The sequence below is a fragment of the Streptomyces sp. NPDC002566 genome (assembly GCF_042889585.1).
Lineage (GTDB): Bacteria > Actinomycetota > Actinomycetes > Streptomycetales > Streptomycetaceae > Streptomyces.
Window position 1 is genome coordinate 48,529 of the sequence record NZ_JBIARD010000011.1, and the last position, 13,587, is coordinate 62,115.

At 70.0% G+C, this 13,587-nt stretch carries 13 protein-coding genes; 12 read left to right on the forward strand and 1 reads right to left on the reverse strand.

Features of this window, described 5'->3' with window-relative positions:
* Nucleotides 1-83: 83 nt before the first annotated feature.
* Entirely contained in the window at nucleotides 84-899 is an 816-nt protein-coding gene (locus ACFYXA_RS32750; RefSeq protein WP_389039769.1) for a peptidylprolyl isomerase, read from the reverse strand.
* Between the two features lie 179 nt (nucleotides 900-1,078).
* Here ACFYXA_RS32750 and ACFYXA_RS32755 point away from each other — a divergent pair, with 179 nt between their 5' ends.
* From ACFYXA_RS32755 to ACFYXA_RS32810, 12 genes are all read left to right on the forward strand, one after another.
* Nucleotides 1,079-1,789, forward strand: coding sequence for an MBL fold metallo-hydrolase (locus ACFYXA_RS32755; RefSeq protein ID WP_351097288.1), 711 nt, complete (start codon nucleotides 1,079-1,081; stop codon nucleotides 1,787-1,789).
* A gap of 11 nt (nucleotides 1,790-1,800) precedes the next feature.
* A complete protein-coding gene (gene hisS, locus ACFYXA_RS32760; protein WP_389039773.1) occupies nucleotides 1,801-3,063 on the forward strand; it encodes a histidine--tRNA ligase in 1,263 nt (420 codons plus the stop codon).
* A 183-nt stretch (nucleotides 3,064-3,246) separates the two neighbouring features.
* Nucleotides 3,247-3,906: a vitamin K epoxide reductase family protein gene (locus tag ACFYXA_RS32765; protein WP_389039776.1), complete on the forward strand. Its 660-nt coding sequence runs from the start codon at nucleotides 3,247-3,249 to the stop codon at nucleotides 3,904-3,906.
* Between the two features lie 43 nt (nucleotides 3,907-3,949).
* Nucleotides 3,950-5,305 (forward strand): replication-associated recombination protein A, encoded by a 1,356-nt coding sequence (locus ACFYXA_RS32770; RefSeq protein ID WP_351097294.1) that lies wholly within the window; start codon nucleotides 3,950-3,952, stop codon nucleotides 5,303-5,305.
* A gap of 278 nt (nucleotides 5,306-5,583) precedes the next feature.
* A complete protein-coding gene (gene rpsD, locus ACFYXA_RS32775) occupies nucleotides 5,584-6,198 on the forward strand; it encodes a 30S ribosomal protein S4 (protein WP_015661793.1) in 615 nt (204 codons plus the stop codon).
* Nucleotides 6,199-6,403: 205 nt separating this feature from the next.
* Nucleotides 6,404-6,844 carry a DUF948 domain-containing protein gene (locus ACFYXA_RS32780; protein ID WP_130444501.1) on the forward strand — a complete coding sequence of 147 codons (441 nt, stop codon included), beginning with the start codon at nucleotides 6,404-6,406 and terminating at the stop codon, nucleotides 6,842-6,844.
* Between the two features lie 16 nt (nucleotides 6,845-6,860).
* A complete protein-coding gene (locus tag ACFYXA_RS32785; RefSeq protein WP_130444503.1) occupies nucleotides 6,861-7,223 on the forward strand; it encodes a hypothetical protein in 363 nt (120 codons plus the stop codon).
* Nucleotides 7,223-9,895 carry an alanine--tRNA ligase gene (alaS, locus tag ACFYXA_RS32790; protein ID WP_389039782.1) on the forward strand — a complete coding sequence of 891 codons (2,673 nt, stop codon included), beginning with the start codon at nucleotides 7,223-7,225 and terminating at the stop codon, nucleotides 9,893-9,895. Before ACFYXA_RS32785 ends, alaS begins: the two co-directional genes overlap by 1 nt.
* Nucleotides 9,896-9,930: 35 nt before the next feature.
* Nucleotides 9,931-10,395, forward strand: coding sequence for a Holliday junction resolvase RuvX (ruvX, locus tag ACFYXA_RS32795; protein WP_130444670.1), 465 nt, complete (start codon nucleotides 9,931-9,933; stop codon nucleotides 10,393-10,395).
* A 122-nt stretch (nucleotides 10,396-10,517) separates the two neighbouring features.
* Nucleotides 10,518-12,350 carry an endolytic transglycosylase MltG gene (mltG, locus tag ACFYXA_RS32800; RefSeq protein ID WP_389039785.1) on the forward strand — a complete coding sequence of 611 codons (1,833 nt, stop codon included), beginning with the start codon at nucleotides 10,518-10,520 and terminating at the stop codon, nucleotides 12,348-12,350.
* Between the two features lie 4 nt (nucleotides 12,351-12,354).
* Nucleotides 12,355-13,206, forward strand: a complete 852-nt coding sequence (locus ACFYXA_RS32805) for a shikimate dehydrogenase (protein WP_389039788.1) — start codon at nucleotides 12,355-12,357, stop codon at nucleotides 13,204-13,206.
* A 52-nt stretch (nucleotides 13,207-13,258) separates the two neighbouring features.
* A partial coding sequence (locus ACFYXA_RS32810; RefSeq protein ID WP_389039791.1) for a hypothetical protein occupies nucleotides 13,259-13,587 on the forward strand: 329 nt, incomplete at its 3' end.

The window sequence follows — 13,587 nt, forward strand, 5'->3', positions numbered from 1 at the left end:
TTCGTCACGGCCAACATAGGCGACCGGCGGGCCGCCTGTCCGCATCCAGCGCCACCGAAATTGCCCGGTCGGCCGCCTTGACGTCAGGACTTCGAGACCGTCGCCTTGTCGATCACGACCGTCGCGTTCGGGGCGCCGTCACCGGCTCCCGTGTTCTCACCCGCGGCGGCGATCTTCTTCAGCACCGCCATGCCCGATTCGGACACCGTACCGAACGGTGTGTAGCTGGGCGGAAGCGGACTGTCCTGGTAGACGAGGAAGAACTGGCTGCCCCCCGTGTGGGGCTGCGAGGTGTTCGCCATGGCGACCGTGCCCGCCGGGTAGACGTTGTTCTTCAGGCTCGCGTCCTTCAGGTTCTCGTCCGGGATGGTGTAGCCCGGACCGCCGCTGCCGCTGCCCGTCGGGTCGCCGCACTGGAGCACGTAGATCCCGTCGGTGGTCAGCCGGTGGCACTTGGTGTGGTCGAAGTACCCCTTGGAGGCCAGGAAGTCGAAGGAGTTCACGGTGTGCGGGGCCGCCGACGCCTTCAGCGCGATGTCTATCGCGCCGCAGGTCGTGTCCAGCTTCATCGTGTACTTGGCCGACTTGTCGATGGTGACCGCCGGCTCCTTCTTCCAGGTCTCCTTCTTGACGGAGCCCGCGGCCGGCTTCGCGCACGGGTCGGCGGCCTTGCTGGGCGAGGGGGCCGGGCTGGCCTCGGAGCTCGCCTTCGCCTTGTCGTCGTCCTTGAGGGCGCCCGTGGTGTAGAGCGTCAGGCTGCCCACCACGATCACGCCGAGCACGGACGCGATCACCGAGTTGCGCACACGCGCCTTGCGTCGCGCGGCCGTGCGGCGCTGCTGCTGCCGCAAGAACTTCTCCCGGGCGAGCTGCCGCTTGCGCTGTTCCTGGGTGACCACCGGGTTCTCTCCTCATGCGTCTCGTACAACGACGGGTACGCGTGCGTCTGATGAGCCGTCCGCCTGCGTGTGCCCCGTACCGTATATGGGTTCGCTGAGGAAACGGCAGCGCCGGTAGGCTCTGACGACGGGCGCAGTCGCTCGCAAGCCACCCGTACCGATACAAACGAAGGACGATCGTGCTCATTGCCGGGTTCCCCGCCGGGGCCTGGGGGACGAACTGTTATCTCGTCGCCCCCGCCGCCGGTGAGGAGTGCGTGATCATCGACCCGGGCCATCAGGCGGCCCCCGGAGTCGAGGAAGCGATCAGAAAGCATCGGCTCAAGCCCGTCGCCGTCGTCCTCACCCACGGCCACATCGACCATGTGGCCTCGGTCGTCCCCGTGTGCGGCGCCCACGACGTGCCCGCCTGGATCCACCCCGAGGACCGGTTCATGATGAGCGACCCCGAGAAGGCGCTCGGGCGGTCCATCGGAATGCCGCTGATGGGCGAGCTGACGGTCGGGGAGCCGGACGACGTCCGGGAGCTGTCCGACGGCGCGAAGCTGGAGCTGGCGGGCCTGGAGCTGTCCGTCGCGCACGCGCCGGGGCATACCAAGGGGTCGGTGACCTTCCGGATGCCCGAGACCGCGGACATCCCGTCCGTGTTCTTCTCGGGCGACCTGCTGTTCGCCGGCTCCATCGGACGCACCGACCTGCCCGGCGGCGACATGGCCGAGATGCTCGACTCGCTGGCACGCGTGTGCCTGCCGCTCGACGACTCGACCGTGGTGCTGTCCGGCCACGGCCCCCAGACGACCATCGGCCAGGAGCGCGCCGCCAACCCGTATCTGCGGCAGGTGGCGGCCGACGGCCAGGGAGCACCCCAGGCTCCCCGACGAGGAATGTGACGAGACCTTCCGTGAGTACCTTCCAGGCCCCCAAGGGCACGTACGACCTTCTGCCGCCCGACTCCGCCCAGTACCTCGCCGTCCGTGAGGCGATCGCCGCGCCGCTGCGCAACTCCGGGTACGGCTACATCGAGACGCCCGGTTTCGAGAACGTGGAACTCTTCGCGCGCGGTGTCGGCGAGTCCACCGACATCGTGACCAAGGAGATGTACGCCTTCGAGACCAAGGGCGGCACCAGGCTCGCCCTGCGCCCCGAGGGCACCGCCTCCGTGCTGCGCGCCGCGCTGGAGGCCAACCTCCACAAGGCGGGCAACCTCCCCGTCAAGCTCTGGTACTCCGGCTCGTACTACCGCTACGAGCGCCCGCAGAAGGGGCGTTACCGCCACTTCTCCCAGGTCGGCGCCGAGGCGATCGGCGCGGAGGACCCCGCCCTCGACGCCGAGCTGATCATCCTGGCCGACCAGGCCTACCGCTCGCTGGGGCTGCGCCAGTTCCGCATCCTGCTCAACAGCCTGGGCGACAAGGAGTGCCGGCCGGTGTACCGGGCCGCGCTCCAGGACTTCCTGCGCGGACTGGACCTCGACGAGGACACGCTGCGCCGGGCCGACATCAACCCGCTGCGCGTCCTCGACGACAAGCGCGAGTCGGTGCAGAAGCAGCTCGGGGACGCCCCGCTGCTGCGCGACTACCTGTGCGACGCGTGCAAGGCCTACCACGAGGAGGTCCGCGAGCTGATCACCGCGGCGGGCGTCTCCTTCGAGGACGACCCCAAGCTGGTCCGCGGCCTGGACTACTACACCCGTACGACCTTCGAGTTCGTCCACGACGGTCTGGGCTCCCAGTCCGCGGTGGGCGGCGGCGGCCGTTACGACGGGCTGTCGGAGATGATCGGCGGCCCCGCGCTGCCGTCCGTGGGCTGGGCGCTCGGCGTCGACCGCACGGTCCTCGCCCTGGAAGCGGAGGGCATCGAGCTCGAACTCCCCGCGTCCACCAGCGTGTTCGCGGTGCCGCTCGGGGAGGAGGCCCGCCGGGTGCTGTTCGCCAAGGTCACCGAACTGCGCAAGCTCGGTGTCGCCGCCGACTTCTCCTACGGCGCGAAGGGGCTCAAGGGGGCGATGAAGAACGCCAACCGGAGCGGGGCGCGGTACGCGATCGTCGCCGGTGAGCGGGATCTCGCCGAGGGCGTCGTGCAGTTGAAGGACATGGAGTCCGGGGAGCAGACGGCGGTCGGCGTGAACGAGATCGTGGCCGAGCTGGAGTCGAGGCTGGGCTGAGGGGGCGGGCGCGCGGGGGAGTCCTGACCCCGCGCGCCCCTTCCCACGTCAACTCCGCGGGCGCGAATTCGTCCCGTCGGACGATCCCTGTTTATGTCCACCGAACGGTGGACTCACGCCCGGGTGCGGCACAATGAGCCCTGTCAGAGGAACGTCCAACTCTCAAGTGACGGAATCGGCGTGATGAGCAAGACGACAGTGAAAGCCGTGGACACCGAACCCGAGCCGGAGCGCGACGAGGCGACCGCGCCGGGCACGGCCGGCGGCAGCCGCGCGTTCGCCCTGCTGCTGATGATCACCGGCGCGGCCGGCCTGCTCGCCGCGTGGGTCATCACGATCGACAAGTTCAAGCTGCTCGAGGCCAAGGTCGCCGGCAAGTCGTTCACGCCGGGCTGCAGCCTGAACCCCGTGGTCTCCTGCGGCAGCGTCATGGAGAGCAAGCAGGCGTCCGTCTTCGGCTTCCCCAACCCGATGCTCGGCCTCGTCGCCTACGGCATCGTCGTCTGCGTCGGCATCAGCCTGCTCGCCCGGGCCCGGTTCCCCCGCTGGTACTGGCTGACCTTCAACGCGGGCACCCTGTTCGGCGTCTCCTTCTGCGCCTGGCTGATGTTCCAGTCGCTGTACCGGATCAACGCGCTGTGCCTGTGGTGCTCGCTGGCCTGGGTCGCGACGATCATCATGTTCTGGTACGTGACCTCGTTCAACATCCGCAACGACTTCCTCCCGGCCCCGCGCTGGCTGAAGGGCTTCTTCGGCGAGTTCACCTGGGTCCTGCCGGTACTGCACATCGGCATCATCGGCATGCTGGTCCTCACCCGCTGGTGGGACTTCTGGACCAGCTGACCGTCCCGGAGGGATTGTCAGTGCGGTGTTTTAGGGTTTCAGCGTGGAGCCCGACCTGTTCACCGCCGCAGCAGAAGACCGCCAGGAGAAGGAGCCCGCCGGCAGCCCCCTGGCGGTGCGGATGCGCCCGCGCACCCTCGACGAGGTCGTGGGCCAGCAGCACCTGCTCAAACCCGGCTCACCCCTGCGCCGCCTCGTCGGCGAGGGTGCGGGCGGCCCCGCCGGACCCTCCTCGGTGATCCTCTGGGGCCCGCCCGGCACCGGCAAGACCACCTTGGCGTACGTCGTCTCCAAGGCCACCGACAAGCGCTTCGTCGAGCTCTCCGCGATCACCGCCGGCGTCAAGGAGGTCCGCGCGGTCATCGACGGCGCCCGCCGCGCCACCGGGGCCTACGGCAAGGAGACCGTCCTCTTCCTCGACGAGATCCACCGCTTCAGCAAGGCCCAGCAGGACTCCCTGCTGCCCGCGGTCGAGAACCGCTGGGTGACGCTCATCGCGGCCACCACCGAGAACCCGTACTTCTCGGTCATCTCCCCCCTGCTCTCCCGCTCGCTGCTGCTCACCCTGGAACCCCTCACCGACGACGACGTGCGCGGTCTGCTGCGGCGCGCCCTCACCGACGAGCGCGGTCTCGGGGGCGCCGTCACCCTCCCCGAGGACACCGAGGAACACCTGCTGCGGATCGCCGGCGGCGACGCCCGGCGCGCCCTCACCGCCCTGGAAGCGGCGGCCGGGGCCGCCCTCGACAAGGGCGAGACAGGGATCGCCCTCGCCACGCTGGAGGAGACGGTCGACCGGGCCGCGGTGAAGTACGACCGCGCCGGCGACCAGCACTACGACGTCGCCAGCGCCCTCATCAAGGCCATCCGCGGCTCCGACGTCGACGCCGCCCTGCACTACCTCGCCCGCATGATCGAGGCCGGCGAGGACCCCCGGTTCATCGCCCGCCGCCTCATGATCTCCGCCAGCGAGGACATCGGCCTCGCCGACCCGAACGCCCTGCCCATCGCGGTGGCCGCCGCCCAGGCCGTCGCCCTGATCGGCTTCCCCGAGGCCGCGCTCACCCTCAGCCACGCCACCATCGCGCTTGCCCTGGCCCCCAAGTCGAACTCCGCGACCACCGCGATCGGCGCCGCCCTGGACGACGTACGCAAGGGCCTGGCCGGTCCGGTGCCGCCGCATCTGCGGGACGGGCACTACAAGGGCGCCGCCAAACTGGGGCACGCCCAGGGCTACGTCTACCCGCACGACCTGCCCGAGGGGATCGCCGCGCAGCAGTACGCGCCGGACGAGATCAAGGACCGCGAGTACTACGCCCCGACCCGGCACGGCTCGGAGGCCCGGTACGCGGACGCCGTGGAGTGGACCAGGAAGCACCTCGGTCGGAAGCGGTCCTGAGCACCCTGTAAACTTTCCCGAAGTGCTGTGTCCCGTGCTGTCAGAACGGGACGGCCAGCCGGAACCCCCAGCGGGTTCCAGGAGCGTCGCGCACCGTTCGAATGGTGTCGCGGGCAGCCCACCACCTTCACGGTAGGTGGGCCACTCGCGTGCTGCACGTATGTGCCCAGACCAGGGAGCGGCTGCCCATCGCGTCCACCAGGGCGCGAAGGGTTTCCCCGGCTGCGGATGCGACCTCCCTCAACCCTGACGAGCCGAACACTGAGAAATGAGAGATCGTGGCGAACCAGTCCCGCCCCAAGGTCAAGAAGTCGCGTGCGCTCGGCATCGCGCTGACCCCGAAGGCCGTCAAGTACTTCGAGGCCCGTCCCTACCCGCCGGGTGAGCACGGCCGCGGCCGCAAGCAGAACTCGGACTACAAGGTCCGTCTGCTCGAGAAGCAGCGTCTGCGCGCGCAGTACGACGTGTCCGAGCGCCAGCTCGTCCGCGCCTACGAGCGTGCCTCCAAGGTCCAGGGCAAGACCGGTGAGGCCCTGATCATCGAGCTGGAGCGTCGTCTCGACGCCCTGGTCCTGCGTTCGGGCATCGCCCGCACGATCTACCAGGCCCGCCAGATGGTCGTCCACGGCCACATCGAGGTCAACGGCCAGAAGGTCGACAAGCCCTCGTTCCGCGTCCGTCCCGACGACGTCGTGATGGTCCGCGAGCGCAGCCGCGAGAAGACCCTCTTCTCCATCGCCCGTGAGGGCGGCTTCGCCCCCGAGGGCGAGACCCCGCGCTACCTCCAGGTGAACCTCAAGGCCCTGGCGTTCCGCCTGGACCGCGAGCCGAACCGCAAGGAGATCCCGGTCATCTGCGACGAGCAGCTCGTCGTCGAGTACTACGCCCGCTGATCACCAGCCGGCCGTAGGACCTCCGCGCCCTGGCCCGTCGTCTCCCTGCCCCTCGGGGCGGGCGAGGCGGCGGGCCTTCGCGCACTCCCCTCACGGGCATACCGCGAGGGCCTCTTATCCAGTACGGAACGGCGGCGTCGGCGCGATAGGCTCGTAACCCTTATCGATGTCGTTGTTTGTCGCCGAGAGCGGAAGCAGGTGCGCGGTGTCCGGTGGAGAGGTGGCCGGGATCCTGGTGGCCGTGTTCTGGGCGATTCTGGTCTCCTTCCTGGCGCTCGCGCTGGCGAGGCTGGCCCAGACGCTCAGGGCTACCACCAAACTGGTCGCCGACGTGACCGACCAGGCCGTCCCGCTGCTCGCGGAGGCCTCCTCGGCGGTGCGCTCCGCGCAGACCCAGATCGACCGGGTCGACGCGATCGCCTCCGACGTCCAGGAAGTCACGTCGAACGCCCACGCCCTGTCCACCACGGTCGCCTCCACATTCGGAGGCCCCCTGGTGAAGGTCGCCGCCTTCGGCTACGGCGTGCGCCGTGCTCTCGGCGGCCGCAAGGACGACGTGCCCGCCAAGGAGTCCCGCCGGACCGTGATCGTGGGCCGGACCGTCCCGGCGTCGCGGCGCGGCCGGTGGAACCTCCGTGGAAAGTAGGGACTGAGACCCCGCGATGTTCCGTCGTACGTTCTGGTTCACCTCCGGCGTCGCCGCCGGCGTGTGGGCCACCACCAAGGTCAACCGCAAGCTGAGGCAGCTGACCCCCGAGAGTCTCGCCGCGACCGCGGCGAACAAGGCACTCGAGACGGGAGCGCGCCTCAAGGACCGCGCGGTGGGCTTCGCGCTCGACGTCCGCGACAACATGGCCCAGCGGGAGGCCGAGCTGGAGGAGGCCCTCGGCATCCACGAGGATCCCGAACTCCCCGCGCCCCGGCGGTTCGCCGCCATCGAGCACGACCGCAGCCACCCGAAGCACGTCGAGGCCCCGACGTCTTCGCCAACGAAGCACTCGTACAACCGGAATGAGGACCACTGATGGAGTCGGCCGAGATTCGCCGCCGCTGGCTGAGCTTCTTCGAGGAGCGCGGGCACACCGTCGTCCCTTCGGCGTCGCTCATCGCGGACGACCCGACTCTGCTCCTCGTCCCGGCCGGCATGGTGCCCTTCAAGCCCTACTTCCTGGGTGAGGTCAAGCCGCCCTTCAAGCGTGCCACCAGCGTGCAGAAGTGCGTGCGCACGCCCGACATCGAAGAGGTCGGCAAGACCACCCGCCACGGCACGTTCTTCCAGATGTGCGGCAACTTCTCCTTCGGCGACTACTTCAAGCAGGGCGCCATCGAGTACGCCTGGGAGCTGCTCACCACGCCCCAGGACAAGGGCGGTTACGGGCTCGACCCCGAGCGCCTGTGGATCACCGTCTACAAGGACGACGACGAGGCCGAGCGCATCTGGCACGAGGTCGTCGGCGTGCCCAAGGAGCGCATCCAGCGCCTGGGCATGAAGGACAACTACTGGTCCATGGGCGTCCCCGGCCCCTGCGGCCCATGCTCCGAGATCAACTACGACCGCGGTCCCGAGTTCGGCGTCGAGGGCGGCCCCGCCGTCAACGACGAGCGGTACGTGGAGATCTGGAACCTCGTCTTCATGCAGTACGAGCGGGGCGAGGGCATCGGCAAGGACAACTTCGAGATCCTCGGCGAGCTGCCGAGCAAGAACATCGACACGGGCCTCGGCATGGAGCGCCTCGCCATGATTCTGCAGGGTGTGCAGAACATGTACGAGATCGACACCTCCATGGCCGTCATCAAGAAGGCCACCGAGCTGACCGGCGTGGCCTACGGCGACGCCCACGACTCCGACGTCTCGCTGCGCGTGGTCACCGACCACATGCGCACCTCCGTGATGCTCATCGGCGACGGCGTCACCCCCGGCAACGAGGGCCGCGGCTATGTGCTGCGCCGCATCATGCGCCGCGCCATCCGCAACATGCGCCTCCTCGGCGCCACCGGGCCGGTCGTCAAGGACCTCGTCGACACCGTCATCGCGATGATGGGGCAGCAGTACCCGGAGCTCATCACCGACCGCGAGCGCATCGAGAAGGTGGCCCTCGCCGAGGAGAACGCCTTCCTCAAGACGCTGAAGGCCGGCACCAACATCCTCGACACCGCCGTCACCGAGACCAAGCAGTCCGGCGGCACCGTCCTCGCCGGCGACAAGGCGTTCCTGCTCCACGACACCTGGGGCTTCCCGATCGACCTCACCCTGGAGATGGCCGCCGAGCAGGGCCTCTCCGTGGACGAGGAAGGCTTCCGCCGCCTGATGAAGGAGCAGCGGGAGCGCGCCAAGGCCGACGCCCAGGCCAAGAAGACCGGCCACGCCGGCGCCGGCGCCTACCGTGAGATCGCCGACAAGGCCGGCGAGACCGACTTCATCGGCTACACCGACACCGAGGGCGAGTCGACGATCGTCGGCATCCTCGTGGACGGCGTCTCCTCGCCGGCCGCCACCGAGGGCGACCAGGTGGAGATCGTCCTGGACCGCACCCCGTTCTACGCCGAGGGCGGCGGCCAGATCGGCGACACCGGCCGGATCAAGGTGGACTCCGGCGCGGTCGTCGAGATCCGCGACTGCCAGAAGCCGGTTCCCGGCGTGTACGTCCACAAGGGCGTCGTGCAGTTCGGCGAGGTGACCGTCGGCGCCAAGGCCCTGGCCTCGATCGACGGCCGCCGTCGTACGGCCATCGCCCGCGCCCACTCGGCCACGCACCTCACCCACCAGGCCCTGCGCGACGCGCTCGGCCCGACGGCCGCCCAGGCCGGTTCGGAGAACCAGCCCGGCCGCTTCCGCTTCGACTTCGGCTCGCCGTCCGCCGTCCCGACGGCCGTGATGACCGACGTCGAGCAGAAGATCAACGAGGTGCTCGCACGCGACCTGGACGTCCAGGCCGAGGTCATGGGCATCGACGAGGCCAAGAAGCAGGGCGCCATCGCCGAGTTCGGCGAGAAGTACGGCGAGCGGGTCCGCGTCGTCACCATCGGCGACTTCTCCAAGGAGCTGTGCGGCGGCACGCACGTCCACAACACCGCCCAGCTGGGCCTGGTGAAGCTGCTCGGCGAGTCGTCGATCGGCTCGGGCGTGCGCCGTATCGAGGCGCTCGTCGGCGTCGACGCCTACAACTTCCTGGCCCGTGAGCACACCGTCGTGGCCCAGCTCCAGGAGCTGATCAAGGGCCGCCCGGAGGAGCTCCCGGAGAAGGTCTCCGCCATGCTCGGCAAGCTGAAGGACGCCGAGAAGGAGATCGAGAAGTTCCGCGCCGAGAAGGTGCTCCAGGCCGCCGCAGGTCTCGCCGGTTCCGCCAAGGACGTACGCGGCGTCGCGCTGGTGGCCGGTCAGGTGCCCGACGGCACGACCGCCGACGACCTGCGCAAGCTGGTCCTGGACGTGCGCGGTCGCATCCAGGGCGGCCGGGCCGCCGTCGTGGCCCTGTTCACCGTCGCGGGCGGCAAGCCGCTCACGGTCATCGCCACCAACGAGGCCGCCCGCGAGCGCGGTCTGAAGGCCGGCGATCTCGTGCGGGCCGCCGCCAAGACCCTCGGCGGCGGCGGTGGCGGCAAGCCGGACGTCGCCCAGGGCGGCGGCCAGAACACGTCGGCCGTCGGCGACGCTGTCGACGCCGTCGAGCGCCTCGTGGCGGAAACGGCCAAGTGAGCGACGACACGATGACGAGCGGGGACGGCCGGGGCATGCGCCGCGGCCGTCGCCTCGCGATCGACGTCGGGGACGCCCGGATCGGGGTCGCCTCCTGCGACCCCGACGGGATCCTCGCCACCCCGGTCGAGACGGTCCCCGGCCGGGATGTGCCGGCCGCTCACCGGCGGCTGCGGCAGCTGGTCGAGGAGTACGAGCCGATCGAGGTCGTCGTCGGACTGCCCCGCTCCCTCAAGGGGGGCGAGGGCCCGGCCGCGGTCAAGGTCCGTGCGTTCGCACAGGAGTTGGCGAAGGGCATCGCACCGGTGCCGGTGCGGCTCGTCGACGAGCGGATGACGACCGTGACGGCCAGTCAGGGACTGCGCGCCGCCGGGGTGAAGTCCAAGAAGGGACGCTCCGTCGTCGACCAGGCAGCCGCTGTGATCATCCTCCAACAGGCGCTGGAATCCGAACGGGTGTCAGGTACAGCACCGGGTGAGGGCGTCGAAGTGGTCATCTGATCGCGATACGGTAACGTTCCGCGCGATGCGGCGGTGTTCGAACAGCTGCCGCACAAAGAGAGACGGAACGGCTGCTCGGTCCACAAGCCGCGCGACCGCCGCCTCGCGGCTCTAGGGGATCGATGACTGAGTATGGCCGGGGCCCTGGCTCCGAACCGTGGCATCCCGAGGACCCGTTGTACGGGGACGGCGGATGGGAAGGGCAGCAGGCCCACGCCGGTCATCAGCCTGCCTACGGCGGCCAGCCGCAGCACTACCCGCAGCAGCCGCAGCAGCCGGGATACGGCGACTGGGGCGACGGACAGGCGCAGCAGTACGACCCGCATGCGTACGGTCAGCAGCACCAGCAGTCCTACGACCCGCAGCACTACGCCGGTCAGGGCCAGCCGCAGTACCCCGGGCCGGGGCAATACCCGGACCAGCACCAGCAGTTCGCCCAGCAGGGCGGACCGCAGGCGTACCAGGAGGGCGGCTGGGACGGCACCGGCACGCACGCGCACGTGCCGTACGCGGCCGACCCAGGGGACCCGTACGGCCAGCAGGCAACCGCTTACGGCGCCGAGCAGCCCGACCTCTACGGCACGCCGGACGCCTATCCGCCGCCGGAGCCGCCCGCACGCCGGCGCGCCGAGACCGGCCCCGAGGAGCAGTCGGAGTTCGCCGCGGGCCCGGAGGAGGACGAGCACCCCTTCTTCGCGGGCGACGGGCCGGACACGGCGCAGACGGCCGGCGACCCCGGCCGGAGCGGCCGCGGCGCGCAGGGCGACCCGGGCGGCGACGCCGAGGAGGACGAGGACGAGCCGGGCGGCCGGGGCGGGCGCGGGCGGGGCCGCGGCGGGGCGGCGGGCAAGGGCAGGGATCCCCAGGGCAAGAAGCGCCGCAACGGAATCGCCTGCCTGTTCGTCGTGCTCGTCTTCGGCGGCGGCATCGGCGGGGTCGGCTACTTCGGCTACCAGTTCTACCAGAATCGTTACGGCACGGCTCCGGACTACGCGGGCGAGGGCACCGGCCAGACCGTGAGCGTCGAGATCCCCAAAGGTGCGGGCGGCGCCGACATCGGCCGCCGGCTGAAGGACGCGGGCGTCGTCAAGAGCGTCGACGCGTTCGTCTCCGCGATGACGCAGAATCCCGACGGCGGGAACATCCAGGCCGGCGCGTACATCCTGAAGAAGCAGATGTCCGCGAAGAGCGCCGTGGAAATGATGCTCGACCCGAAGAGCCAGGCCAATATGATCGTCGCGCCCGGCCAGCGCAACATCCAGATCTACAAGGTGATCGACCAGAAACTCGGTCTCGCCTCCGGCACCACGCGAAAAGTGGCGGAGAAGGAGTACAGGAATCTGGGGCTGCCCGAGTGGGCGAACAGCGACAAGGACATCAAGGACCCGCTGGAGGGCTTCCTCTGCCCGGGCACCTATGCCGCGGCGAAGGGCATGAAGCCCGCGGTGGTGCTCAAGGAGATGATCCGCCGGGCCGACGCCGCCTACGGCAAGTTCGACCTCCAGGCCAAGGCCGAGGCGCTCGACCTCGAGAGCCCGCTGCAGGTCATCACGGTCGCCAGCCTCGTCCAGGCCGAGGGCAAGACCGAGGACGACTTCCGCAAGATGGCCGAGGTCGTCTACAACCGCCTCAAGCCCACGAACACCGAGACCAACCAGAAGCTGCAGTTCGACTCGACCTTCAACTACCTGAAGAACGAGAGCAACATCCACATCAGCGAGTCGGAGATCAACAGCAACCAGGACGCGTACAACACGTACACGCAGCGGGGCCTGCCGCCGGGACCGATCGGCAATCCGGGGGCGGACGCACTCGCGGCGACGCTGAATCCGACGAACGACGGCTGGATCTACTTCGTGGCCACCGACGGCCAGAACAAAACCGAATTCGCCAAGACCTACGCGGAATTCGAGCGGCTGAAGGACAAGTTCAACGAAAGCGCCAAGAAGAACTGAGGCCATGAGCGAGACAGCCACGACGCAGCACGCCCGCCGGCACCGGGCCGCGGTGCTGGGCAGCCCCATCGCCCACTCCCTGTCCCCGGTGCTGCACCGCGCCGCCTACCGGGCGCTGGAGCTCACGGACTGGACGTACGAGCGCTTCGAGGTCGACGAGGCGGCGCTGCCCGCCTTCGTCGACGGACTCGGCGCCGAGTGGGCCGGACTGTCGCTGACCATGCCGCTCAAGCGGGCGGTCATCCCGCTGCTCGACGAGGTGAGCGAGACCGCGGCCGCCGTCGAGGCGGTCAACACCCTGGTGTTCACCGAGGACGGCCGCCGTGTCGGCGACAACACCGACATCCCCGGCATGGTCGCCGCGCTGCGCGAGCACGGTGTCGAGCAGGTCGACTCGGCCGCGGTCCTCGGCGCCGGCGCCACCGCATCCTCGGCGCTGGCCGCCCTGTCCCGTGTCTGCTCCGGCGAGGTCGTCGCCTATGTGCGCAGCGAGACCCGGGCCGCCGAGATGCGCGAGTGGGGCGAGCGCCTCGACGTCGAGGTCCGTACCGCCGACTGGGCGGACGCCGCCGAAGCGCTCGCCTTCCCGCTCGTCGTCGCCACCACCCCCGCCGGGGCCACGGACGCGCTCGCCGCCTCGGTGCCGGAGCGGCCCGCCACCCTGTTCGACGTGCTGTACGAGCCGTGGCCCACCGAACTGGCCGCCCGCTGGTCGATGTTCGGCGGCGCGGTCGTCAGCGGGCTGGACCTGCTCGTGCACCAGGCGGTGCTCCAGGTGGAGCAGATGACCGGGCGGGCGCCGGCTCCGCTGGACGCGATGCGAAAAGCGGGGGAGCAGGCGCTCTCCACCCGCTAGGATCCGCTGAGTTCCGCAGGGGGCGGAGTACGGCCTAGGGGGAGTCAGGTACATGACGAACGTGTCCAACGGGGTGCCGCTGGCGTCCGGCAAGAGCGAGATCTTCGAGTTCTTCCTGCGGTTCCTGCCCGAGTGGGCGCAGATCACCGTGATCGGACTCATCCTGCTCCTCGTGGTCGCCTCGTGGATCCTGAAGCTGAAGCGCAAGATCGACCACCGGCGCGCGGTGCGGTCCGGCGTCGCCGCGCACGTCGCCGCCCAGCAGGGGCAGCGCCGGGGCGCGGACTACCTGGGCGCGTACGCCCCGCAGAACCAGGCGGCCCCCGCCCCGCAGCCCGCTCCCGCGAACGGCCCGAGCGGCGCGGACTTCCTGGGCGCGTA

What these genes read in the sequence shown, in the direction of transcription:
- ACFYXA_RS32805 (WP_389039788.1), top strand. Translation starts at nt 12,355, where the DNA reads ATGAGCGAGACAGCCACGACGCAGCACGCCCGCCGGCACCGGGCCGCG.
- ACFYXA_RS32765 (WP_389039776.1), top strand. Translation starts at nt 3,247, where the DNA reads ATGAGCAAGACGACAGTGAAAGCCGTGGACACCGAACCCGAGCCGGAG.
- ACFYXA_RS32785 (WP_130444503.1), top strand. Translation starts at nt 6,861, where the DNA reads ATGTTCCGTCGTACGTTCTGGTTCACCTCCGGCGTCGCCGCCGGCGTG.
- ruvX (WP_130444670.1), top strand. Translation starts at nt 9,931, where the DNA reads ATGCGCCGCGGCCGTCGCCTCGCGATCGACGTCGGGGACGCCCGGATC.
- alaS (WP_389039782.1), top strand. Translation starts at nt 7,223, where the DNA reads ATGGAGTCGGCCGAGATTCGCCGCCGCTGGCTGAGCTTCTTCGAGGAG.
- mltG (WP_389039785.1), top strand. Translation starts at nt 10,518, where the DNA reads ATGACTGAGTATGGCCGGGGCCCTGGCTCCGAACCGTGGCATCCCGAG.